The organism is Aeromicrobium chenweiae, from assembly GCF_003065605.1.
Taxonomy (GTDB): domain Bacteria; phylum Actinomycetota; class Actinomycetes; order Propionibacteriales; family Nocardioidaceae; genus Aeromicrobium; species Aeromicrobium chenweiae.
Window position 1 is genome coordinate 1 of record NZ_CP026952.1, and the last position, 23,747, is coordinate 23,747.

The 23,747-nt window shown below is 68.6% G+C and carries 20 protein-coding genes and 2 tRNA genes; 13 read left to right on the plus strand and 9 right to left on the minus strand.

Features of this window, described 5'->3' with window-relative positions; all coding sequences use genetic code 11:
* The first annotated feature begins 128 nt into the window (after positions 1 to 128).
* From dnaA to C3E78_RS00025, 5 genes are all read left to right on the plus strand, one after another.
* On the plus strand, positions 129 to 1,640 hold the full coding sequence (gene dnaA / locus C3E78_RS00005; RefSeq protein WP_108576392.1) for a chromosomal replication initiator protein DnaA: 1,512 nt from the start codon (positions 129 to 131) through the stop codon (positions 1,638 to 1,640).
* A 364-nt stretch (positions 1,641 to 2,004) separates the two neighbouring features.
* Positions 2,005 to 3,147: a DNA polymerase III subunit beta gene (gene dnaN, locus C3E78_RS00010; protein WP_108576393.1), complete on the plus strand. Its 1,143-nt coding sequence runs from the start codon at positions 2,005 to 2,007 to the stop codon at positions 3,145 to 3,147.
* Positions 3,148 to 3,152: 5 nt separating this feature from the next.
* On the plus strand, positions 3,153 to 4,112 hold the full coding sequence (gnd, locus tag C3E78_RS00015) for a phosphogluconate dehydrogenase (NAD(+)-dependent, decarboxylating) (RefSeq protein WP_268916176.1): 960 nt from the start codon (positions 3,153 to 3,155) through the stop codon (positions 4,110 to 4,112).
* A 2-nt stretch (positions 4,113 to 4,114) separates the two neighbouring features.
* Positions 4,115 to 5,239, plus strand: a complete 1,125-nt coding sequence (recF, locus tag C3E78_RS00020; protein WP_108576395.1) for a DNA replication/repair protein RecF — start codon at positions 4,115 to 4,117, stop codon at positions 5,237 to 5,239.
* A complete protein-coding gene (locus tag C3E78_RS00025; protein WP_235833801.1) occupies positions 5,232 to 5,720 on the plus strand; it encodes a DciA family protein in 489 nt (162 codons plus the stop codon). Before recF ends, C3E78_RS00025 begins: the two co-directional genes overlap by 8 nt.
* A gap of 10 nt (positions 5,721 to 5,730) precedes the next feature.
* Here the strand turns inward: C3E78_RS00025 and C3E78_RS00030 are convergent, their stop codons facing one another.
* Positions 5,731 to 6,525, minus strand: a complete 795-nt coding sequence (locus tag C3E78_RS00030; RefSeq protein ID WP_108576397.1) for a phosphatase PAP2 family protein — start codon at positions 6,523 to 6,525, stop codon at positions 5,731 to 5,733.
* 226 nt (positions 6,526 to 6,751) lie between these two features.
* On the opposite strand from C3E78_RS00030, the gene gyrB reads away from it, so the two are divergent.
* From gyrB to C3E78_RS00065, 7 genes are all read left to right on the plus strand, one after another.
* Positions 6,752 to 8,737 (plus strand): DNA topoisomerase (ATP-hydrolyzing) subunit B, encoded by a 1,986-nt coding sequence (gene gyrB, locus C3E78_RS00035; protein ID WP_108576398.1) that lies wholly within the window; start codon positions 6,752 to 6,754, stop codon positions 8,735 to 8,737.
* A 17-nt stretch (positions 8,738 to 8,754) separates the two neighbouring features.
* Positions 8,755 to 11,310 (plus strand): DNA gyrase subunit A, encoded by a 2,556-nt coding sequence (gene gyrA, locus C3E78_RS00040; RefSeq protein ID WP_108576399.1) that lies wholly within the window; start codon positions 8,755 to 8,757, stop codon positions 11,308 to 11,310.
* A complete protein-coding gene (locus tag C3E78_RS18530; protein WP_235833802.1) occupies positions 11,307 to 12,182 on the plus strand; it encodes a DUF3566 domain-containing protein in 876 nt (291 codons plus the stop codon). The genes gyrA and C3E78_RS18530 overlap by 4 nt, the downstream gene beginning before the upstream one ends.
* 59 nt (positions 12,183 to 12,241) lie before the next feature.
* A tRNA-Ile gene (locus C3E78_RS00050) sits at positions 12,242 to 12,316 on the plus strand.
* 140 nt (positions 12,317 to 12,456) lie between these two features.
* Positions 12,457 to 12,532: transfer RNA gene (locus tag C3E78_RS00055), tRNA-Ala, on the plus strand.
* Between the two features lie 558 nt (positions 12,533 to 13,090).
* Entirely contained in the window at positions 13,091 to 14,176 is a 1,086-nt protein-coding gene (locus C3E78_RS00060; protein ID WP_108576400.1) for an S-(hydroxymethyl)mycothiol dehydrogenase, read from the plus strand.
* Positions 14,173 to 14,799 (plus strand): MBL fold metallo-hydrolase, encoded by a 627-nt coding sequence (locus C3E78_RS00065; RefSeq protein ID WP_108576401.1) that lies wholly within the window; start codon positions 14,173 to 14,175, stop codon positions 14,797 to 14,799. Before C3E78_RS00060 ends, C3E78_RS00065 begins: the two co-directional genes overlap by 4 nt.
* 3 nt (positions 14,800 to 14,802) lie before the next feature.
* Here C3E78_RS00065 and C3E78_RS00070 read toward each other — a convergent pair whose 3' ends face one another.
* The 4 genes from C3E78_RS00070 to C3E78_RS00085 all read right to left on the minus strand — a co-directional run bounded on the left by C3E78_RS00070 (position 14,803) and on the right by C3E78_RS00085 (position 16,438).
* The gene (locus tag C3E78_RS00070; protein ID WP_108576402.1) at positions 14,803 to 14,991 is read right to left on the minus strand and encodes a DUF3618 domain-containing protein; all 189 of its coding nucleotides are present in this window, start codon (positions 14,989 to 14,991) and stop codon (positions 14,803 to 14,805) included.
* Positions 14,988 to 15,401, minus strand: coding sequence for a phage holin family protein (locus C3E78_RS00075; RefSeq protein ID WP_108576403.1), 414 nt, complete (start codon positions 15,399 to 15,401; stop codon positions 14,988 to 14,990). Before C3E78_RS00075 ends, C3E78_RS00070 begins: the two co-directional genes overlap by 4 nt.
* Positions 15,398 to 15,700, minus strand: coding sequence for a YtxH domain-containing protein (locus tag C3E78_RS00080; RefSeq protein WP_108576404.1), 303 nt, complete (start codon positions 15,698 to 15,700; stop codon positions 15,398 to 15,400). Before C3E78_RS00080 ends, C3E78_RS00075 begins: the two co-directional genes overlap by 4 nt.
* An 81-nt stretch (positions 15,701 to 15,781) precedes the next feature.
* Complete coding sequence (locus tag C3E78_RS00085) at positions 15,782 to 16,438, minus strand: FMN-dependent NADH-azoreductase (RefSeq protein ID WP_108576405.1); 657 nt, start codon at positions 16,436 to 16,438, stop codon at positions 15,782 to 15,784.
* 130 nt (positions 16,439 to 16,568) lie between these two features.
* On the opposite strand from C3E78_RS00085, the gene C3E78_RS00090 reads away from it, so the two are divergent.
* On the plus strand, positions 16,569 to 17,063 hold the full coding sequence (locus C3E78_RS00090; RefSeq protein WP_108576406.1) for a MarR family winged helix-turn-helix transcriptional regulator: 495 nt from the start codon (positions 16,569 to 16,571) through the stop codon (positions 17,061 to 17,063).
* A gap of 3 nt (positions 17,064 to 17,066) precedes the next feature.
* Here the strand turns inward: C3E78_RS00090 and C3E78_RS00095 are convergent, their stop codons facing one another.
* The 4 genes from C3E78_RS00095 to C3E78_RS00110 all read right to left on the minus strand — a co-directional run bounded on the left by C3E78_RS00095 (position 17,067) and on the right by C3E78_RS00110 (position 23,552).
* Positions 17,067 to 17,930 carry an oxygenase MpaB family protein gene (locus C3E78_RS00095; RefSeq protein WP_235833803.1) on the minus strand — a complete coding sequence of 288 codons (864 nt, stop codon included), beginning with the start codon at positions 17,928 to 17,930 and terminating at the stop codon, positions 17,067 to 17,069.
* Between the two features lie 130 nt (positions 17,931 to 18,060).
* Positions 18,061 to 20,745, minus strand: coding sequence for an ABC transporter ATP-binding protein/permease (locus C3E78_RS18535; protein WP_108576407.1), 2,685 nt, complete (start codon positions 20,743 to 20,745; stop codon positions 18,061 to 18,063).
* On the minus strand, positions 20,745 to 21,833 hold the full coding sequence (locus C3E78_RS00105) for an ABC transporter permease (protein WP_108576408.1): 1,089 nt from the start codon (positions 21,831 to 21,833) through the stop codon (positions 20,745 to 20,747). The genes C3E78_RS18535 and C3E78_RS00105 overlap by 1 nt, the downstream gene beginning before the upstream one ends.
* 81 nt (positions 21,834 to 21,914) lie before the next feature.
* Complete coding sequence (locus C3E78_RS00110; RefSeq protein WP_108576409.1) at positions 21,915 to 23,552, minus strand: ABC transporter substrate-binding protein; 1,638 nt, start codon at positions 23,550 to 23,552, stop codon at positions 21,915 to 21,917.
* Positions 23,553 to 23,747 lie beyond the last annotated feature (195 nt).

Consider the following 23,747-nt stretch of genomic DNA (forward strand, 5'->3'; position numbering starts at 1 on the left):
CTTGTACGGCCATGGCAACGGCTGCTAGCGTCACGGCGGTATCGACTTTTTCCACAGATGCCCCCGAGATCTTCGGCCGTGCATTCACACCGTGTGGAAAAGCATGTGGACGTGTCGGGAGGCATTGGATGAGCGACGGCCTGGAAGCCAGCGCAGAGCAGCATCTCGCGGAAATCTGGCAGCGGGCGGTTGACACCCTCTCCCCGGGAGCGAAGGTCTGGGTCTACTCGGCCAAGCCCCTCACTCTCCACAACAACATCCTCATCGTGGCGGTGCAGGACGACCTCACCCGAGCCCAGCTCGAGTCGCGGGTCCGACCCGCCCTGGAGCACGCGATCAGCATGGCGCTGGACCAGGAGACCCGCCTGGTCGTCACGATCGAGCCGAGCCTCGCCGAGACCCACCAGTCTGAAGCGCTATATCAACAAGACGACATGTCGACAAAGGGACCTCGTGCCTATGCCCGGGACTCCTACCGGGGACAGGAGACGTCCTACGGCCAGGACGCCGAGCAGGACGAGGACGAGGAGGACGACAGCGACGAGTTCGTCCCCAGCTGGGCCGAGCGCAAGACCAGCCCGCCGCGCATCGGCACGGTCGCCGAGGCCCGCCTCAATCCCCGCTACCTGTTCGAGAACTTCGTCATCGGCTCGTCCAACCGGTTCGCGCACGCGGCGGCGGTCGCAGTGGCCGAGGCGCCGGGCAAGGCGTACAACCCGCTGGTCATCCACGGCGAGTCCGGCCTGGGCAAGACCCACCTGCTCCACGCGATCGGTCACTACGTCCTCAACCTCTACCCCTCCTCGCGCGTGCGGTACGTGAACAGCGAGGAGTTCACCAACGACGTCATCAACGCGATCCGCGAGAACCGCACCGCCGCGCTCAAGCGCAAGTACCGCGAGATCGACGTGCTGCTGGTCGATGACATCCAGTTCCTGGAGGGCAAGGAGTCCACCCAGACTGAGTTCTTCCACACGTTCAACGCGCTGCACAACGAGAACAAGCAGATCGTGATGACCTCGGACCGTCCGCCCAAGAACCTCACGACGCTCGAGGACCGGCTGCGCAACCGGTTCGAGTGGGGCCTGACGACCGACGTCCAGCCGCCTGATCTCGAGACCCGCATCGCGATCCTTCGCAAGAAGGCGGCGAACGAGAAGCTCACCGCTCCGGCCGACGTGCTCGAGTTCATCGCGAGCAAGGTGCAGACCAACATCCGTGAGCTCGAGGGCGCGCTCATCCGTGCCACCGCGTTCGCGAACCTCAACGGCACGACGGTCGACCTGCAGCTCGCGCAGATCGTGCTGAAGGACCTGATCGCCGAGGGCGAGGAGCCCGACATCACCGCCGGCATGATCATGGCGCAGACCGCGGCGTACTCGGAGTTCTCGATCGACGACCTGTGCAGCACCAATCGCAGCCGCAACCTGGTGCTCGCCCGCCAGATCGCGATGTACCTGTGCCGTGAGCTCACCGACATGTCCCTGCCCAAGATCGGGCAGGAGTTCGGCAACCGCGACCACACCACCGTCATGCACGCCGATCGCAAGATCCGCAAGCTCATGGCCGAGAAGCACGCGGTCTACAACCAGGTGACCGAGCTGACCGCCCGCATCAAGCAGCAGGCGCGCCAGTCGTGACCATTCACACCTGGGGACGGACCTGTGGGAAACCCCACGAGTCACGTGGACATCACGCGTCACGATGTGAACAGGATGTGAACGCCCGAACCGAGTCCACAGGTTCTTGTAGTTTCACCGGAGCTGGCCGCACATCTTGTCCACCGGCGCTCGTCCCGGCGTCGCAGCACGGATCGCGGTTGTCCACCGAGTCCACAGACGCTACTACGACTACTACTCTTCTATACTTCGACAACTCCAGCGGAAGTCACGTCGAGCCCTGTGTGTGGATGACCGATCCGGGCCTTCCCCTGGATGTCTCATCGCCCTCCTGCCGTGGCAGGATTCATCACGACGGCTCCCGTCCCCGGAAAGGCACCAACACGTGAAGTTCCGCATCGAGCGCGACACCCTCGCCGACGCTGTCGCGTGGACAGCGCGCAGCCTGCCCAACCGGCCCAGCGTGCCGGTTCTCGCCGGCCTGCTCGTCGAGACCGCCGCCGACGGTCTGACCCTTTCCGGATTCGACTACGAGACGTCCACCCGGGCGACCCTCCCCGCCGAGGTCAGCGCCGACGGCCGTGCCCTGGTCTCGGGACGCCTGCTCGCCGAGATCGTGAAGTCGCTGCCGGCCAAGCCGGTCGACATCTCGCTCGAGGGCACCAAGGTCCAGGTCGTCTGCGGCAGCGCCCGCTTCAGCCTGCAGACCATGCCGGTCGAGGAGTACCCCCAGCTTCCCGAGATGCCCACGGCCACCGGAACGGTCAAGTCCGAGGACTTCTCGACAGCCGTCGCCCAGGCGAGCGCCGCGGCCGGCCGCGACGAGATGCTGCCGCTGCTGACCGGCGTCCGCCTCGAGCTCGAGGGCTCGACGATCTCGCTCATGGCCACCGACCGCTTCCGCGCGAGCCTGCGCGACCTGCAGTGGTACCCCGAGGCGAGCGATCTCTCGGCCAACGCCCTGGTGCCGGCCCGCGTGCTCAACGAGACGGCCCGTTCGCTCACCGGTGGCGGCGACGTCACGATCGCGGTGTCGTCGGGAGAGTCCGGCGACGGCCTCATCGGCTTCGAAGGTGTCGTCGGCAACGGCACCCGCCGCACCACGACCCGTCTGCTCGAGGGCGACTTCCCCCGGGTGCGCCAGCTGTTCCAGGCCGCGGCGGAGACGGTCGCCTACGTCGAGACGCAGGCGTTCGTCGACTCGGTCAAGCGCGTCGCGCTGGTCGCCGAGCGCAACACCCCCGTCCGTCTGACCTTCTCGGACGGCCAGCTGCTGCTCGAGGCGGGCAGCGGCGACGAGGCCCAGGCCTCGGAATCGATCGAGGCGACCATCAACGGTGCCGACATCTCGATCGGCTTCAACCCCACCTACCTGCTCGAGGGACTCGCGGTCATGTCCGACCCGGTCGTGCACCTGTCCTTCACGCAGCACACGAAACCTGCAGCGATCTCGGGAGTCCAGGAGATCGGAGCCGACCCGGACGTCGCCTTCCGCTACCTGATCATGCCCGTCAGACTGCAGAGCTGAACGCGATCACGTCACCGCACAACGGTCAAAGGGAGCACGGCATGGACATCGGACTCGTCGGACTGGGCAAGATGGGCGGCAACATGCGTACGCGCATGCGCAACGGTGGGGTCACCGTCGTCGGTTACGACCACAACCCGGACATCAGCGACGTCGGGTCGCTGTCCGAGCTGGTGGAACAGCTGCCGTCCCCGAAGGTCGTGTGGGTCATGGTGCCCGCCGGAGACATCACCCGCTCGACGGTCGAGGAGCTCATCGAGCTGCTCGGCGAGGGCGACGTCATCGTCGACGGTGGCAACTCGCGCTGGACCGATGACGAGAAGCACTCGGTGCTCGCGGCCGAGAAGGGCATCGGGTACGTCGACTGCGGCGTCAGCGGCGGGGTCTGGGGACTCGACAACGGCTACGCCCTGATGGCCGGCGGCACCGCCGAGGACATCGCCAAGGTCCAGCCCGCGTTCGACGCCCTCAAGCCCGAGGGTGAGTCCGGGTTCGTCCACGCCGGCCGCGTGGGCGCCGGCCACTTCTCCAAGATGGTCCACAACGGCATCGAGTACGCGATGATGCAGGCGTACGCCGAGGGCTTCGAGCTGCTCGAGAAGGTCGACATCGTCGACAACGTCACCGACGTCTTCGACTCGTGGCGCGAGGGCACGGTCGTCCGCTCGTGGCTGCTGGACCTCCTGGTCAACGCGCTGCAGGACGATCCGGGTCTGTCGAAGGTCCGCGGCTACGCCGAGGACTCCGGCGAGGGTCGCTGGACCGTCGAGGCGGCGATCGACAACGCGGTGCCGATGCACACGATCGCGGCGTCGCTGTTCGCCCGGTTCACCTCGCGGCAGGAGGAGTCGCCCGCGATGCAGGCGGTCGCCGCGATGCGCCAGCAGTTCGGCGGCCACGCCGTCCGTGCGGCCGAGGAGCAGGGGATCGACGCGGCTGCGGCCGATCCCTCGGATCCCGTCTAGGCGTGCACGTCAGCCGACTGACCCTGCACGACTTCCGGTCGTACGCCGACGTCGAGCTCGTGCTCGAGCCCGGGGCGACCGCGTTCATCGGCTCGAACGGCCAGGGCAAGACCAATCTCGTCGAGGCGATCGACTACCTCTCGCGCCTGGACTCGCACCGGGTCTCTGGCGACACGCCGCTCGTCCGGGCCGGTGCCGAGCAGGCGATCGTGCGCGCGGACGTCGTCAAGGGCGACCGCACCGCGCTGCTCGAGCTCGAGATCACGCCCGGCCGGGCCAATCGTGCCCGGATCAACCGCGGCGCCCTCCCACGCACGCGCGACCTGGTCGGCGTGCTGCGGACCGTGATGTTCTCCCCCGAGGACCTCGCGCTCGTCAAGGGTGATCCGTCCGACCGCCGCCGTTTCCTGGACTCGCTCCTGGTGCTGCGGACCCCGCGCCTCGGCGGGGTGAAGGCCGACTACGAGCGGGTGCTCAAGCAGCGCAACACCCTGCTGAAGTCGGCGCGCGGGCGTCGCAACGTCGAGATCGCGACCCTCGACATCTGGGACGAGAACCTCGCGCGGACGGGTGCCGAGCTGGTGGCGGCGCGCCTGCTGCTGCTCGATGCGCTGGCTCCGCACCTCAGCGAGGCGTACCGGCGGGTCGCCGCCGGTTCCGCGGCCGATCGGCGCGACGTCACCGCGACCTACCGCCCGTCGCTCGACCTGGACCCGGACCTGCGTGACCAGCAGGTCATCGAGCAGCGGCTGCTCGAGGAGATCGCCCGTCGCCGAGGGGACGAGCTCGACCGTGGCATCAGCCTGGTCGGACCGCACCGCGACGAGGTCGTCCTGACAATCGGCGAGCTCCCGGCCAAGGGCTACGCGAGCCACGGCGAGTCGTGGTCGTACGCGCTCGCACTGAAGCTGGCGTCGTTCGAGCTGTTGAGGGACGATGACGACGACCCCGTGCTGATCCTCGACGACGTCTTCGCCGAGCTGGACCAGGGACGCCGGCAGCAGCTGGCCGAGCTGGTCGGCGATGCCGAGCAGGTGCTCGTCACCGCGGCCGTCGCCGAGGACGTGCCCGAGGCGCTCAAGGGCCACCGGTTCCGTGTGGCAGGAGGGGAGGTCGTCCGTGAGTGAGCAGGACAACGACGCCCTGGACCTCGCCCGCCAGATCGCCCGGTCGTACCAGGGCAAGGGCGTCCCCGGTGCGCCCGGTCCGCGCCGCCGTTCCAGGCCGGTCAAGCCCTCGCGCGGCAAGAACGAGGACCCCTCGACCATCGCGGACCTGCTCGGCCAGGTCGTGCAGAACCAGGGCTGGGCGGAGAAGCTCGACGACCAGAGGATCTTCACCGACTGGGCCAGGATCGTGGGACCCGAGGTCGCCCAGCACGCGCAGATCGAGGGCTACGAGGACGAGATCGCGCACGTCCGGGCGAGCTCGACCGCGTGGGCGACCCAGCTGAAGCTGCTGGCGCCCCGGATCGTGGCGAAGCTGAACGCCGAGCTGGGCGATGGCACGGTGCTGCGCATCGAGGTGCGCGGTCCCCAGGCGCCGTCGTGGAAGAAGGGTCCCCGGTCGATCCGCGGTGCCCGCGGTCCCCGCGACACCTACGGCTGACGGTCCCGGGTCACTCGGCCGGTGAGACCGCGGACGCGGCGAGGACGAAGAGGCCGGTCGCGGCGGCGAGCCCGCCGAGCACCAGGCCCGCCTGGATGAACCCGTCCCAGCCCAGGACCGGGCGAACACCCACCGCGACCAGGAAGAACAGTGCCCCGGCGCAGCCGGCCAGCGCTCCGATGAACGTCCCGGCGACCGAGCGAGCGGGACCGTGCACGAAGAACGCGACGCCCGCCGTCCACACGAGGCTCACGGCGAGCGCGGCGAGGACGTCGGACGGGCGGTGCCAGCCAGCGACAACCGTCGACGCGCCGGTGAGGGTGATCGCGAAACCGCCCGCTGCGGCGAGGAACGGTCGGGTCACCCGAGGCGCCACGAGCAGGGCCGCTCCGACCGAGCTCGCCACGACGGTCGTGTGCCCGCTGGGCAGGCTGTTGAGGGTGCCGTTGCCGAGATCGGGGCGGTCGAGGATCACGTGCTTGAGCACCTGCGTCGTGAGGTTCGCGCCCGCGATGACGACGGCCGCGGCCAGGGCGAGCTGCACGCGTCCCCGCAGCAGCGCCACGAGTGCGCAGCCCACCACGACGATCACGATCGCGCCGATCGAGACGTAGCCGAGGACGCTCAGCACCGTGAGCTGGGTGTCGCGACCGCCGACCACGGTGTTCATGGCCGACGCGTCCCACCGTTGACCTCGGCTGGAGTGCAGGGCGACGACGACCAGGACGGCCAGCGAGACAGCACCGGCGAGCGTCGCGGCAGCCGCGGCCAGCGCGGTGTCACGGCCTGTCGACAAGGTGGTCATTCCTCTACGATGCCCGACGGGCGGAAAAAGTCGGGCACCCGTTCGTGGCTGGGTGGCCCAGGAACGATTTCCGGGACGTTACGCCTTACAGGATCTTGGTGCCGACCCTGCTGCTTCGTCAAAGCCGCCGTTCTGTGGCTCTCAGGGCCACCCCAGTGGCACGACGCGCGGTCGCGCAAGTGTGGGCAAGCCGTGAGACGTACGACATGCCCCGTATACTGATTGAGTGAGCCAAACTCCAGAACCTGCCGCTTCGTACGACGCCAGCAACATCCAGGTCCTCGAGGGCCTGGAGGCGGTGCGCAAGCGTCCCGGCATGTACATCGGGTCCACCGGAGAGCGCGGACTCCACCACCTCGTCTACGAGGTCGTGGACAACTCGGTCGACGAGGCGCTGGCCGGGTACGCCTCCCACATCCGGGTCGTGATGCAGGCCGACGGTGGCATCCGGGTCGAGGACGACGGCCGTGGCATCCCGGTCGACGAGCACCCGACAGAGAAGATCCCGGCGGTGACGCTGGTGCTCACCTCCTTGCACGCGGGCGGCAAGTTCGGCGGCGGCGGCTACAAGGTCTCCGGAGGACTGCACGGCGTCGGCGTCTCCGTGGTCAACGCTTTGTCGACAAAGCTCTATGTCGAGATCAAGCGCGACGGCTACCGGTGGACGCAGTCCTTCACGTACGGCGAGCCGGACGGGCCGCTGGAGCGGCACGAGGAGACCGACGAGACCGGCACCACCACGACGTTCTACGCGAGCTCGGAGATCTTCGAGACGGTCAACTACAGCTACACGACCCTGGAGAAGCGCTTCCGGGAGATGGCGTTCCTCAACAAGGGCCTCGAGCTCGTCCTGCGTGACGACCGGCCCGACACCGAGGACATGGAGGGCCCGCGAGGCGAGGACCGTCCGCGCGACGCCCGCTTCCGCTTCGACAAGGGCCTGGTCGACTACGTCGACTACATCAACGTCGGCAGCAAGGCGCCCATCCACAAGGACGTCATCTCGATCGAGTCCGAGGACGAGTCCAAGGGCCTCTCGCTCGAGATCGCGATGCAGTGGAACGACAGCTTCATCGAGTCGGTGCACTCGTTCGCCAACACGATCAACACGCACGAGGGCGGCACCCACGAAGAGGGCTTCCGCTCGGCGCTGACCACGACGGTCAACAAGTTCGCCACCGCGCAGGGCCTCATCAAGAAGGCCAGCGACAACCTCTCCGGCGAGGACATCCGCGAGGGACTGACGGCGATCATCTCGATCAAGCTCGAGGAGCCCCAGTTCGAGGGCCAGACCAAGACCAAGCTCGGCAACAGCGAGGCCAAGTCGTTCGTGCAGTCGGTCCTCAACGACGAGCTCGGCGCGTGGTTCGAGCAGAACCCGGCGGAGGGCAAGACGATCGTCCGCAAGTCGATCGACGCCGCGACCGCCCGCATGGCGGCGCGCAAGGCGCGCGACCTCGCCCGCAACCGCAAGGGCCTCATGGGCGGTGGTGGTCTGCCGGGCAAGCTGGCCGACTGCCAGTCGCGCAACCCCGAGGAGTGCGAGATCTTCATCGTGGAGGGCAACTCCGCCGGCGGCTCGGCCAAGGGCGGTCGCGATCCGTACGCCCAGGCGATCCTCCCGCTGCGCGGCAAGATCCTCAACGTCGAGAAGGCGCGCATCGACAAGATCCTGCAGAACGCCGAGGTCCAGGCGATCATCTCGGCGCTCGGCACCGGCGTGCACGACGACTTCGACATCGCCAAGCTGCGCTACCACAAGATCGTGCTGATGGCCGACGCCGACGTCGACGGCCAGCACATCTCGACCCTGCTGCTGACCCTGCTGTTCCGGTTCATGAAGCCCTTGATCGACGCCGGCCACGTCTACCTCGCGATGCCGCCGCTGTACAAGATCAAGTGGACCAACGCGCCGCACGAGCTGGCCTACTCCGACAGCGAGCGTGACGGACTGCTCGCCGCGGGCAAGGAGGCCGGACGCCGCCTGCCCAAGGAGGCGCCGGTCCAGCGTTACAAGGGCCTCGGCGAGATGAACGACTCCGAGCTCTGGGAGACCACGATGGATCCTGCGCAGCGCGTGCTGCGTCAGGTCACCCTCGAGGACGGCGCGGTCGCGGACGAGATGTTCACGATCCTCATGGGCGAGGACGTCGAGCAGCGGCGCTCGTTCATCCAGCGCAATGCCAAAGACGTCCGCTTCCTCGACATCTGACCTGACAGGACATCCAGATGACTGACACCACTCCCCCCGAGCACGACCGCATCGAGCACGTCGAGCTGCAGGTCGAGATGCAGCGCTCCTACATCGACTACGCCATGAGCGTGATCGTGTCGCGAGCCCTGCCCGACGTCCGCGACGGGCTCAAGCCCGTGCACCGTCGTGTGCTCTACGCGATGTACGACGGCGGCTACCGGCCCGACCGTGGCTTCTCCAAGTGCAGCCGCATCGTCGGTGACGTGATGGGTCAGTACCACCCGCACGGCGACACGGCGATCTACGACACCCTGGTCCGCCTGGCCCAGCCGTGGGTCATGCGCGCCCCGATGATCTCCGGGCAGGGCAACTTCGGCTCGCCGGGCAACGACGGCGCGGCCGCGATGCGGTACACCGAGTGCAAGCTCGCCCCCATCGCGATGGAGATGGTGCGCGACATCGACAAGAACACCGTCGACTTCCGCCCCAACTACGACGGACGCTCCCAGGAGCCGACGGTCCTGCCGTCCCGCTTCCCCAACCTCCTGGTCAACGGCTCGGCGGGCATCGCGGTCGGCATGGCCACCAACATCCCGCCGCACAACCTCCGCGAGGTCGCCGAGGGTGCGCAGTGGTCGCTGGCCAACCCCGACGCGTCGCAGGAGGAGCTCCTCGAGGCGCTCATGGAGCGCATCAAGGGTCCCGACTTCCCGACCAACGGCCTGATCGTGGGCACGCAGGGCATCGACAACATGTACCGCACGGGTCGCGGCTCGATCGCGATGCGCGGCATCGTCGACATCGAGGAGGACGCCAAGGGCGGCCTCAGCCTGGTCATCAAGGAGCTGCCGTACCAGGTCAACCCCGACAACCTGGCCGAGAAGATCGCCGACCTCGCGATCAGCGGCCGGGTCCAGGGCATCGCCGACGTCAACGACGAGTCGTCCTCGCGCGTCGGCCGCCGGCTGGTCGTCAAGCTCAAGCGCGACGCCGTCGCCCGGGTCGTGCTGAACAACCTCTACAAGCACACCGAGCTGCAGTCCAACTTCAGCGCGAACATGCTGGCGATCGTCGACGACGTCCCCCGGACGCTCACGCTCGACGGGTTCATCAGCAACTGGATCACCCACCAGATCGAGGTCATCCAGCGGCGCACCCAGTACCTGTTGGACGACGCCGAGGCCCGCGCGCACATCTACCGTGGTCTGGCGAAGGCGCTGGACGCCCTCGACGACGTCATCGCGCTGATCCGTCGCAGCCCCACCGTCGACGAGGCGCGGACCGGACTGATCGCGCTGCTCGACATCGATGAGTTGCAGGCCAACGCGATCCTCGAGATGCAGCTGCGTCGCCTCGCCGCCCTGGAGCGTCAGAAGATCGTCGACGAGCTGACCAAGCTCGAGCTCGAGATCGCCGACTACCAGGACATCCTGGCCCGGCCCGAGCGCCAGCGTCAGATCGTCTCCGACGAGCTGGCCGAGATCGCCGAGAAGTACGGCGACGACCGCCGCTCCCCGATCGTCCCGGCCGACGGCGACCTCTCGATGGAGGACCTGATCCCCGACGAGGAGGTCGTGGTCACGATCACCCGCGGTGGCTACGCCAAGCGCACCAAGACCGATCTCTACCGGGTCCAGAACCGGGGCGGCAAGGGCGTCCGTGGCGCGGCGCTGCGCGGCGACGACATGGTCGACCACATGTTCTCGACCACCAGCCACCACTGGATCCTGTTCTTCACGACCGCCGGACGGGTCTACCGCGCCAAGGCGTACCAGCTGCCCGAGGCCGGGCGTGACGCCAAGGGCGGACACGTCGCCGGTCTGCTGTCGTTCCAGCCGGACGAGCAGATCGCCCAGGTGTTGGCGATCCGCGACTACGAGCAGGCGCCGTACCTGGTCCTAGCCACGAAGAAGGGCCTGGTCAAGAAGACCCGGCTCGAGGACTACAACAGCCCCCGCCAGGCCGGTGTCATCGCGATCAACTTCCGCGACGAGGACGATGAGCTGATCGGTGCCGAGCTCGTCACCCCCGACGACGACCTGCTGCTGATCTCGCGCAAGGCCCAGGCGATCCGCTTCCGCGCGGACGACGAGCAGCTGCGCCCGATGGGCCGGGCGACGTCCGGTGTCACCGGCATGAAGTTCCGCGACGACGACTCGCTGCTCTCGCTGTCGGTCATCCGCCGCTCGGCCGATGCGCTCGAGCAGGTCGAGGTGCCCGAGGCCGAGGACCTGTTCGTGTTCACGGTGACCGACGGCGGGTACGCCAAGAAGACGCCCATCGACCAGTACCGTTTGCAGGGACGTGGTGGACTGGGTATCAAGGCCATGCAGATCACCGAGAACCGCGGCGAGCTGGTGGGAGGCCTGGTGCTGGTCGACACGGACGACGTGATCTCCGTGACGGCTAGTGGACAGGTGACGCGGAGCCTCGTCTCCGGCGTGAACCCCACTGGTCGTGGCACGATGGGTGTGAGCTTCGTGAAATTCAAGGGGGATGATCGGGTAGTGACCATCGCGCGCAACCACGAGGCCCTCCATGACGAGGCCGCGACCGAGGCGACGTCGACCGACGAGGATCAGGACCAGTGACGGACGAAACTGAAGGCACCAGCCCCCCCGTGCCCGGCTCGACGGCCCCGGGGTCGGCTGCGGGCGACGCCGCCCCCACACAGGCCATCCCGCGGATCCCCAAGCCGGCCACCAACGGCAGGCCGGCGATCAACGGCAGGCCTGCGGCCAAGAAGTCCCCCGCGAGCCCGGCGAAGAAGCCTGCTGCCAAGAAGACGGCGCCGTCGCCCGGCTCGCAGACCGACAAGGGTCGTCCCCGTGAGGTCGTCTCGCCGGCGACCTCGACCCGCGACGAGTCCGTGACCGGCAAGGTCGCCGACTCGCCCAACGGCGCCAAGACGCAGCCCAAGGCGGCCGGCCCCTCGGGTCGTACGCTGACCGCTGCCGACTACGCCCGGACCACCAAGCCCTCTCCGGCCACGACCGCGGTGATCCCCGCCGTCAAGGACGTGCCGGGTGCCGGTACCGAGGCGAAGGCGAAGAGGGACCGTGGCCCGAAGGTGAGCCCCGCGCCGTCCACCGGCACCGGCCGTCGAGCCAGCCTGCGGCTGACCCATGTCGAGCCGTGGTCGGTGACCCGTCTGGCGTTCGCGATCTCGGTGGCTTTGATGATCGTGGCCGTCGTGGCCGCGATGATCTTCTGGGTCGTCCTGAACTTCGTCGGCGTGTGGGACCAGATCAACGACTCGCTCACGACGGTGCTCAGCGACGACTCGTCGAGCTTCGACGTCAAGGACTACTTCGGCTTCGGTCGGTTCGTCGGTCTGACCCTCGTGCTGTCGGCGCTCAACGTCGTCCTGATGACGATCCTGGCCACCATCGCAGCACATTTGTACAACCTCGCGGCGCAGCTCATGGGCGGCGTCGAGGTGACGTTCTCCGAGGAGAAGTAGGAACAGCAGCCCCCGGTTGGGGCGGCGCAGAGCGGTGGGGTAGAGTTCATCGCTGTTGCGGGCGTATAGCTCAGCTTGGTTAGAGCGCTTCCCTGATAAGGAAGAGGTCCGAGGTTCAAGTCCTCGTACGCCCACTCAACGAGGAGGTCCAATGAAGAAGATCGTAGCCCTCGGGCTCGCGGTGGCTGGAGTCTTCTGGGCCCTCGGCAGGACGAAGAAGCAGGCCCCGGCCGACACGTGGTCGGCCGGCACCGACAGGGTCTGATCCCCTCAGGGGGCCGTGGCGCAATTGGTAGCGCACCTGCTTTGCAAGCAGGGGGTTAGGGGTTCGAGTCCCCTCGGCTCCACCAACGACGAAGGCTCCCCACCCTGGGTTTGGGTGGGGAGCCTTCGTCGTTGGTGAATCCAAGCGAGCACTCGAGTCGGGCCCCATCGACGCAGGCCCCCTCCGCGGCGCAGCCGCCCCTGGGGCCTGCCCCACAAGGGATCCCCTCGGCTCCCCACGGACAGCGAAGGCTCCCCACCCGGCCCCGGGCAGGGAGCTTTTGTCGTTCCTCAAGCTGACCGCCCACGTTGTCCACAGCGTCCGATCGAGCACCTCCACACCCCCACGGGTTACGCACACGTGTGTACACACCTGTGGATAATTACATCGATGTGTTTCCGCAGGTCAAAGCACAAAAACCGGCAGAATCACGGCGTGCACGAAGCCGTGTGATTCACCGCGTCAGCCGCCCCACGTGCCGCCCTGAGGGGGCAGTGGATCGCCGGGCACACATGGGGGTCGGGGGGCCTTCCGTGGCCCTGAGCGGCGTTTGTGGGTCCCGGTGAGTGGGCAGGCCTGCGGTGGTGGGTCGACCACCGGGCAGATAGCGTCGTCATGACCACCGCACCACAGAGGAGCACGCATGCCGCAGACCGTTCGAGGAGTTGTCGCCCGCACGAAGGGTGCTCCTGTCACCGTCGAGAACATCGTGATCCCCGATCCCGGGCCGGGCGAGGCCGTCGTCGACATCTCGGCCTGCGGGGTGTGCCACACCGATCTGCACTACCGCGAGGGCGGCATCAACGACGAGTTCCCGTTCCTGCTGGGCCACGAGGCCGCCGGCGTGGTGGAGTCTGTCGGCGAGGGCGTCACCGACGTCGCCCCCGGTGACTTCGTGGTGCTCAACTGGCGTGCGGTGTGCGGCAACTGCCGGGCGTGCCTGCGCGGGCGTCCCTGGTACTGCTTCAACACGCACAACGCGAAGCAGAAGATGACGCTCGAGGACGGCACGGAGCTGTCGCCGGCGCTGGGCATCGGCGCGTTCGCCGACAAGACGCTCGTCGCCGCCGGCCAGTGCACCAAGGTCGACCCGACCGCGTCGCCCGCGGCCGTCGGCCTGTTGGGGTGTGGCGTCATGGCCGGTCTCGGTGCGGCGATCAACACCGGCAACGTGCAGCGGGGTGACTCCGTCGCGGTCATCGGCTGTGGTGGTGTCGGCAGCGCCGCGATCGCGGGCGCCCGGCTGGCCAACGCCGCGAAGATCATCGCGATCGACCTGGACGACCGCAAGCTCGAGTGGGCCAAGGGCATGGGCGCGACGCACACCATCAACGCCGGAGCCGGCGACGTCGTCGAGGCGATCCAGGCGTTGACCGACGGTCACGGCGCCGACGTGGTGATCGACGCGGTCGGTCGTCCGGAGACCTGGAAGCAGGCGTTCTACGGCCGTGACCTGGCCGGCACCGTCGTGCTGGTGGGTGTGCCGACCCCCGAGATGCAGCTCGAGCTCCCGCTGCTCGACGTGTTCGGTCGCGGCGGCTCGCTGAAGTCCAGCTGGTACGGCGACTGCCTGCCGTCGCGTGACTTCCCGATGCTGGTGGACCTGTACCAGCAGGGTCGGCTCGACCTCGACGCGTTCGTCACCGAGACGATCGGCATCGACGACGTCGAGGCAGCCTTCGACAAGATGCACGAGGGCACCGTCCTGCGATCGGTCGTGACGTTGTGACCGCGCAGGTGCAGAAGGTCGTCACGTCGGGGCAGTTCGCCCTCGACGGTGGCAGCTGGGACGTCGACAACAACGTGTGGCTGGTCGGGGACGACGCGGAGGTGCTGGTCATCGACGCGCCGCACGACGCGACGGCGATCCTCGACGCGATCGACGGCCGCACGGTCGTGGCGATCGTCCTGACGCACGGGCACAACGACCACATCAACGCCGCGGTGGAGCTGGGCCGGGCGACCGGCGCCCAGGTCTGGTTCCCGCCGGCGGACCGGATGCTGTGGGACGCCGAGCACGACACCCCGCCGGACCAGGAGCTCCACAGCGGGGCGACGTTCGAGGTGGCCGGCACGACGCTGCGGGCGATCCCGACACCGGGTCACTCCCCGGGCAGCACGTGCCTCTACGCACCCGACCTGGGCGTCGTGTTCACGGGCGACACCTTGTTCCAAGGCGGCCCGGGCGCGACCGGCAGGTCGTACTCGGACTTCCCGACCATCATCGAGTCCATCCGCGAACGTCTGCTGCCCCTGCCGCAGGACACGGTCGTCCACACCGGGCACGGCGACGACACGACCATCGGTGCCGAGGCGCCGCACCTCGATGAGTGGATCAAGCGCGGATCCTGAGGATCAGGCCTTGCGGGGCCAGACCAGGTAGGCCAGGACCGCGCCGCCGACGGCCACGGCCGCGGCCACGAGCGGGGTCTTGTCTGCCTGCTTGGCCCGGGTCTTGACGTCGAGCTTGGCCGCGAGCGCGTCGACGGTCTCGCCGAGGTGCTCACGGGTCTCGGCGATCTCGCTCTCCAGCTCCGAGCTCATGAGGTGCTCCCGTCGGTGCCATGGGTGGCGGTGGAGATGTCGGCCTTGACGCTCTCCACCCGCGCCTGGGGCGCCTCGGACACCTTGCTGACCCGGCCCTTGCCGATCAGCCCGGCGATGGCCGCGGCGATGAAGAGCACGACGGTCACGATGGCCGCCGCGATCCACGGCTCCAGGCCCTCGCTGATCGCCAGGATGATCGTGGCGATCAGCGTGCCGAGTCCGTAGAGGGCGAGCGTCCCGGCGACACCGAAGAGCCCGGCCCCCACGCCGAGGCGTTTGCCGCTCGCGGCCAGGTCCTGCTTGGCGAGCTGCATCTCGTCGCGGATGAGCTGGGAGATGTCCTCCGTGGCCTGCACGAGGAGCTGGCCGGTGGACGCCTGCTCGGTGGGGGTCCGTTGGTCGCTCACGACGGATTACCCCCGAGCGGCGCCACTGAGGTCTCGTCCACGGGCGGCTGGCTGCTGGAGCCGGACACCTTGTCGGAGACCTTCGACGCGACGTCGCCGGCGCTCGAGGCGACCTTGCTGCCGGCCTCGGCACCCGCGTGCTTGGCCTGGGTCTGCACGTCGTCCACCACGTCCTGGACCTTCGGGTTGTTCCAGACGTTGGTCGCCTGGGTCTTGATCTGCTCGTAACGCTCGCGTCCAGCGCGGGTTCCGAGCACGTAGCCGGCCGCAGCAGCGGCAATCAGGGTCAACTTCTTCACCGGGGATCACTCCTGGGGTTCGACTGTTCAGGAACTCAGGCGTACCCCGATCACCGCTGCTGACACGGCCGGACGGGACGATCAGGCCGCCGAGCGCAGCTTCAGGGTCACCGAGCGCCCGCTGGTGCGTGCCGTCTCGTGCGACTCGGCGAGCTGCTCGCGGGCGAGCTCGCGCAGCTCAGCCATCTGCGGGGTGACCTCCGCGAGCGTCAGCTCGGTCTCGATGACGTCGAGGTCCAGGCCCCAGACGTCCTCGAGGTAGCGGCGCATCCAGCCCGTGGCGTGGTCCCACCCGGCACGCGGGGTGCCCTCGCCGTATCCGCCGCCGCGGGCGGTGATGAGGAATGCGGGCCGTCCCTTGATCGTCTCGGTGCCGGGGCCGAAGCGGGGATCCGTCGTGACGAGATCGGCCCAGGCCTTGAAGTGCTGCGAGACGCCGAAGTTGTAGAGCGGGACGGCGAAGATCAGGGCGTCGGCGCCGGCGACCTCGTCGGCGAGGGCGGCTGCGGTGGCGAGAGCCTCCACCTGCTCGGGGGTGCGGGCGTCCTCGGGGGTGAAGCCGGCGAAGGCAGCCGTGCCCCAGACCGACGGGTCGACCGGGTCGAGGCCCACGTCCCGGCGGACGACGGTCGCGTCACCGAGCTCCTCGGTGATGGCGGACTCCAGGGTGTCGGCGACGGCGCGGGTGACGGAACCTTCGAGGCGGATGCTGGCATCCAGTCGGAAGATCGTGCTCATGTGTTCAGCTCCTGTGATCGAGGCGGTCCGAGGCGGGCCGCCTTCATATAGTCGTGCAAGCAGAACATATTTGCAACAGACAATATTTCAGGACGATGATCGATGGGGGATATCGGGCTAGACTGGTGCCATGACCGAGACGCGCGTGGGCCCCCCGGAGCAGGCGGGCGCCCCCATCGACCTGGGTCAGGCGCTCAGCGCGCTGCTGCGGCGGTACCTCGCCGGAGCGCGCGACGTGGTGGACGACCTCCCCGGCGGGCCGCGGGGCTACCAGGTCATGTCGGTCGCGTTCGAGGGCCTCTGCGGCAACCAGGCCACGATCGCCCAGCGCCTGGGCATCGACCGCACGGTCATGACCTACCTCCTCGACGATCTCGAGCAGGCCGGGATGGTCGAGCGCCGGCCCGATCCCGCCGATCGACGGGCCCGTCAGGTGGTGCTGACCCCGCGGGGCGAGTCCGTTCTGGCGGAGGTGTCCGGGCGTCTGCAGGACATCGAGCGCGAGGTGCTGGGCGGGCTGGTCGAGGCCGACGCCGAGATGTTCCGTCAGCTGCTGGACCGCGCGGTCGCAGATGCCCCGCTGGAGCACTCCACGTGCGAGGAGTCCGACGTCCCGGCCTGTTGAGCCTCAGTCCGCGGCAGGCGCACCGGCGCCCATGGCCCAACGGATCCCGCTGGTGATGACGATGCCGCTGGTGCGCACCGCGGTCGCCTCGACGATCGGCAGGTACGGCAGGCGCAGCGGGATCCGCGTCCATGCCGGCATCATCGCGACCGCAGCGGCCGACAGCATGCCGTACGGCGCGCGGAGGGCCAGCGGCACCGGCGGGTGGATGAGGATGAAGCGGGCGGCCCGACGCGCCTCGCGGGTCCCCTTGAGCTCCGGCCGGTAGGCCCGCATCATCTCGTCGAGCTCGGCGACCGTCTCGGGCACGTCCACCGCACCCAGGCCGCGCGCGACGTGCGCGGTCTCGGCGACGTACGCGTCGCGGCCCGCAGCGTCGAGCGGCCGCGCCCCGTAGCGGTCGTGGGCGCGCAGGAAGCTGTCGATCTCGGCCACGTGCACCCAGCGGATCAGGTGTGGGTCGGACGCCGCGTACGGTCGACCGTCCGGAGCGATCCCGGTGATGCGGTCGTGCACGGACCGGACGATCGCGATCGCGCGGTCGGCGTCCTCGATCGTCCCGAACGTCGTCTCGGCGAGGAACGTGCTGGTGCGCTGCAGACGGCCCCACGGGTCACCGCGGTAGCCCGAGTGCTGGTCGACGGCCGCCATCGCGAGCGGGTGCAGGGACTGCAGCAGGAGTGCGCGCATGCCGCCGACGAACATCGCGGCGTCGCTGTGGACCCGCTGGATCGCGGAGTCCGGCGGGAACCTCCGAGGACCCTCGGAGAAGTGGATGCGGTCGCGACGGGCCGGACCCTCGTCCCCGGCGATGCGGGAGAAGATCGTGTCGCCGACGCGCTGCCGGACCGTGTTGAACGGGTTCACCCCACCCAGTCTGCTCCTCCCACACCAGAGCACCAGCCCAGATCTGCGGGGCTCTGCACGGTTTCTCCGGCAGGAGAATGTGCAGGAGTCCGCAGATCTGGGCTGGGGCGGCTGGTGCGGGGCGGGTGGGTCAGCTGATGTTCGTCAGCAGCCGTCCGCGTGCCGCGCGGCGCCGGGCCTGCTCGTCCGGGTCGGGGACCGGGACAGCGGCGATGAGCCGGCGCGTGTACTCCTCCTGCGGGTTGCCCAGCACCTGGTCGCGCGGGCCGACCTCGACGAGGCGGCCGTGCTGCATGACCGCGACCCGGTTGGCCAGCGTGTCCACGACGGCCAGGTCGTGGCTGATGAACAGGCACGCGAACTGCAGGCGCTGCTGCAGCTCGGTGAACAGCTCCAGCACCCGGGCCTGGACCGACACGTCGAGGGCCGAGGTCGGCTCGTCGGCGATCAGCAGGTCGGGATCGAGCGCCAGGGCGCGGGCCAGGCTGACGCGCTGGCGCTGGCCGCCGGACAGCTCGTGCGGGAACCGCTCCGCGTACGACCCGCCGAGCTCGACGCTGTCGAGGAGCGAGCGCACCTTGGCGTCGATCTCGGGCTGCGTCATCTCGGTCTGGACGTGCAGCGGCTCGGCGACGCACTGGCCGATCGACATGCGCGGGTTCAGCGACGCGGCCGGGTCCTGGAACACGAAGCCGAACCGCGAGCGCAGCGGACGCAGCGCCCGGTCGTTCAGCCCCGAGATCTGGTTGCCCGACACCTGGATCGTGCCGCTGGTCGGCTGCTGCAGGCCCACGGTCGTGCGGCCGACCGTCGACTTGCCGGACCCTGACTCGCCCACCAGGCCGAGCACCTCGCCCTTGCGGACCTCGAGTGACACGTGGTCGACTGCGCGGAACGCGGGCTGACCGAAGCGGCCGGGGAACTCCACGACCAGGTCCTCGACCTTGAGCACCAGCTCGTTGTCGTCGACGAGGCCCGGCCCGTCCTCCTGCCCGAGGTGCGGCACCGCGTCGAGCAGGGCGCGCGTGTACGGGTGCCGCGGCGACGCGAACAGCTGCCGGGACGGCGCCTGCTCGACGATGTTGCCGCGGTACATGACCACGACGCGGTCGGCCATGTCCGCCACGACGCCCATGTTGTGCGTGATGAGGACGATCGCGGTGCCGAGCCGCTCGCGCAGCGACAGCAGCAGCTCCAGGATCGCGGCCTGCACCGTGACGTCCAGCGCGGTCGTCGGCTCGTCGGCGATGATGACGTCGGGATCGCAGGCGATCGCCATCGCGATGACCACGCGCTGCTTCTGCCCGCCGGACAGCTGGTGCGGGTAGTAGTCGACCCGCTCCTCCGGATCGGGCATGCCGACCAGGTCGAGCAGCTCGACCGCGCGGGCGCGGGCGGCCTTCTTGGAGATCTTCTGGTGGGCCTGCAGCCCCTCGATGATCTGCCAGCCGACCGTGTAGACCGGGTTGAGCGCCGTCGACGGCTCCTGGAACACCATCGAGACCTGATCGCCGCGGATCGGGCGCAGGTCGTTCGAGCGCATCCCGAGCAGCTCGCGGACACCGAGACGGGCCGAGCCCGAGACCTCGGCGGTGGACGGCAGCAGGCCGAGGACCGCACGCGAGCTGACGGACTTGCCGGAGCCGGACTCACCCACGACCGCCACGACCTCGCCGGGGGCGACGTCGAAGCTGATGCCGTTGACGGCCCTGACCTGGCCCGCGTCGGTGCGGAACGTGACCGCGAGGTCGGTCAGCGACAGGGCCGCGACCTTCTTCTTCTCCTGGTCGCTCCCGGCGCCGGTGACCGGGCTCGTCCCGTTCACCGCCTCCACGTCGGTGCCACCGGTGAGCTCCTCGTACTCGTGCGCGAGCTCGGCCTCGTCGGCCTCGCTCGTGTCGCCGCTGCGCGTGCGCAGCAGCGGGTTCAGGATGTCGTTGAGGCTCTCGCCAACGAGCGTCGCGCCCAGGACGATGAGGACGATCGCGAGACCCGGGAACACGCCGGTCCACCAGATGCCCGACGAGGCGTCCGGCAGCGCCTTGTTGAGGTCGTAGCCCCACTCCGCGGCCGCGGACGGCTCGATGCCGAAGCCCAGGAAGCCGAGCCCGGCGAGGGTGAGGATCGCCTCGGACGCGTTGAGGGTGCCGATGACCGGCAGCGACGACGAGACGTTCGAGAAGATGTGCTTGCGCAGGATGCGCGGCGTGCGGACACCGACGACCTTGGCCGCGTCCACGTACGGCTCGGCCTTGACCGAGAGCGTCGCGTTGCGGATGACCCGGTAGTACTGCGGGACGAACACCACGGTGATCGACAGCGCCGCGGCGAGGATGCCGCCGACCGCACCACTGCTGCCGCCCGAGACGACGATCGACACGACGATCGCGAGCAGCAGGGACGGGAAGGCGTACAGCGCGTCCATGACCAGCACGAGGACTCGATCGAGCCAGCCGCCGAGGTAGCCCGACACCAGACCGAGCGGGACGCCGATCAGGCCCGACAGGATGACCGCCAGGATGATGACCTCGACCGCGGTGCGCGCACCGTAGATGACGCGGGACAGCACGTCGGTGCCACCGACGGTGGTGCCGAACCAGTGGTCGGCCGACGGCCCCTGCTGGGTGCCGAAGACGACGCCGCCGGAGCGGTCGGCGTTGAAGTCGTACGGGGCGAGCCACGGCGCGAAGATCGCGACGAACAGGAACAGCCCGACCAGGCCGAAGCCCAGCAGCAGCATGAAGCGCTGCAGGCCGTGCGACTGGCGGACCACCGCGGGGACGAACCGGGACGGCTGGACAGAACGGGTCGACATCAGAACCTCACCCTCGGGTCGACGAACGCCACGATGACGTCGATGAAGAAGCTCACGGCACCGACGATCAGGGCGATGAGGGTCACGATGCCCTGCACCGCCAGGAAGTCGCGCTTGATCAGGTATTCCGACAGCTGGTAGCCCAGGCCCTTCCACTCGAAGGTGGTCTCGGTGAGGATCGCCCCACCGAGCAGCAGGGCGATCTGCAGGCCCATGACGGTCACGACCGGCACGAGGGCGTTGCGGAACGCGTGCTTGTTCATGACCCGGCGCTCGGAGATGCCGCGGGCCCGAGCCGCGGTGACGTAGTCCATGCGGAGCGTCTGCAGCAGGTTCACGCGGACGAGGCGCAGGAACACCCCGCCGGTCAGCAGGCCCAGCGCGAGCGCGGGCAGCAGTGCGTGCTTGAGGACGTCCCCGATGATCGCGGGGTCTCCCCACAGGATCGCGTCGATGATCATGATGTTGGTCTTGGGGTGCACGTCCTGCAGGATCAGCTCGTTGGAGATGCTGGCGCGTCCCGAGGACGGCCACCCGAACGGCGCGAAGGCCAGCTTGAGCAGCAGGCCCACGAAGAAGACCGGCGCGGCGTACACGAGGATCGAGAACAGGCGCAGCAGGACGTCTGGCCAGCGGTCGCGGTACCTCGCGGCGAGGCGGCCGAGGGGGACGCCCACCACGAACGCCACGATGATCGACCAGAACGCGAGCTCGAGCGTCGCGGCGCCGTTCTGGACCAGGATGTCCGACACCTTGCGGTTGTCGGTGAGGGTCGTGCCGAAATCACCGCGGAACAGCCCGGTGAGGTACTCCCAGTACTGGACGAGGATGGGCCGGTCGAGACCGGCGTCGGCCTTGCGCTCGGCGATCTGGTCAGCGGTCAGGCGGCCGCCGAGGGCGGCCTGGATCGGGTCGCCGATGACCCGCATGAGCAGGAAGACCATCGTGACGAGCACCCAGACCATGGGGATCAGCAGTGCCAGGCGGGTGAGCAGGTAACGGGCGAGCGGGCTGAGCTTGCCGCGGCGAGGACCCGACGGTTCGTCATCGGGCTGATCGAGCGGGGCGAGGACTTCGGCGGTGGCCATGTCTTCCTCTTCTGGTGGGACGTACGGGGTTACATGCGGAGGAGGGGCGGACCCGACGTGGGCCCGCCCCTCCTCACGGGATCACTTCGACAGCGAGGTGAAGCGGAACTTGAAGGACGCGTCCAGCGTGTCCTGGAGACCCTTCACGCCGTCGACGCCGATCGCGACCTGCGAACCGGTCAGCAGCGGCAGGTAGGGGACCTCGGACGCGAGACGGTCCTGGATCTTCTTCAGCGTGGCCTCGCGGGAGGCCTTGTCACCGTCGGTGCGCTCGTCGTCGAGGAGCTTGGTCATCGTCGGGTCCGCGAACTCCGTCGCCTCGTCGTTGTAGTGCGAGTTGGTGAAGTTGCCGCTCTTCTTCTTCTCGGTGTCGTACGGCGCGAGGAACGGCGACAGGTAGTTGTCGGCGTCCGGGAAGTCCGGGAACCAGCCGAGCTGGAAGACCGGGTACGCGTCGGCGTTGTACTCCTCGGAGTACGTGACCCACTCGGTCGACTGCAGGTCGACCTTGAACAGTCCCGAGGCCTCGAGCTGGCGCTTGACCGCGTTGTACTCCTGGTCCGAGCTGGAGCCGTAGTGGTCCGGGTTGTACTGCAGCTTGATCGTGACCGGCGTCTTGACGCCCGCGTCGCTGAGGATCTTCTCCGCGGCGGCCTTGTCGGGTGCGTCGCCGTACGCGTCCTTGAACGCCTCGGTCGCGCCGGCCTGTCCGTCCGGCACCATCGAGTACGCCGGGGTGTAGGTGTCCTTGTAGACCTGCTTCGCGAGCTCGGCGCGGTCGACCGAGGACGCCATGGCCTGACGGATCGCGCGCTTCTGCTCGGCGGAGTCGCCGGGCATCGTCGTGAGGTTGAACGTGATGTAGCGCAGCTCGCCACCGGCACCGGTGACGACGTTGAGGCCCTTGGCCTTCTCGAGGTCGGCGATGTCGGTCGGTGTCAGCGAGCGGAACGCGACGTCGATGTCCTTGTTCTTGATGTCGAGCTTGAGGTTCTCCGGCTTGGCGTAGTACTTCATCGTGACCGTCTTGGTCTTCGGCTTGCCGTAGGTGCCTGCGTAGTCCGGGTTGGCCTTGAACTCGGCCAGCTGGTTCTTGCTGTATTTGGAGATCGTGTACGGACCGGAGAAGCCGTTGGCCTTGACCGCGGCGTCGTCGTCGAGGACCTTGTCGGCGGGGTAGGTCTCCTCGTCGACGATCGGACCGGCCGACGTCACCAGGATCTGCGGGAACGTCTGGTCGTTCGGCGCGTTGAGCGTGAACGTGACCGTGGAGTCATCGGTGGCCTCGACGCTCTTCATGGCGCCGAGCAGCGACGACGGGCCGCTGGGGTCGGCGATGTCGACGATCCGCTTGAACGAGAAGGCGACGTCGGAGGCGGTGAGCTCGTTGCCGTTGGCGAACTTCAGCCCGGGCTTGATCTTGCAGACGTACGTGGTGGGGGTCGCGAAGTCGCAGCTCTCCGCGGCGTCGGGAGTGAGCTCGGTGCTGCCCGCGGGGAAGTTGAGGAGGTACTGGTAGACCTGCGTCTGGACGGTCATCGACCCGTTGTCGTACGAGCCCGCGGGGTCGATCGAGACGACCTTGTCCGTGGTGCCGACCAGGACGCCGCTTCCGGACGCCGAGTCGTCGCTGCTCTTGCCCGAGCCGCACGCGGCCAGGGCGACCCCGGCCATGGCGGTCACCGCGATGATCGCGGTACCTCGACGGAAATTCCTCATTGTTCTCCTCTGGTTCGAGCCGTCGCCGGCGGGCAACGGCGGAGAGTCCACATCATGGGACGAGTCTGTTCGGCACGCTACACGCGGCGATGCGGGCTGTAACGGACGCGAACGTTGCATTTTGGTGACGGAGACAACCTATTCCTCCGGAGCCGAGCTGGGCACGTCCGCCTCTCGTCCATCGGCTCGAAAGCC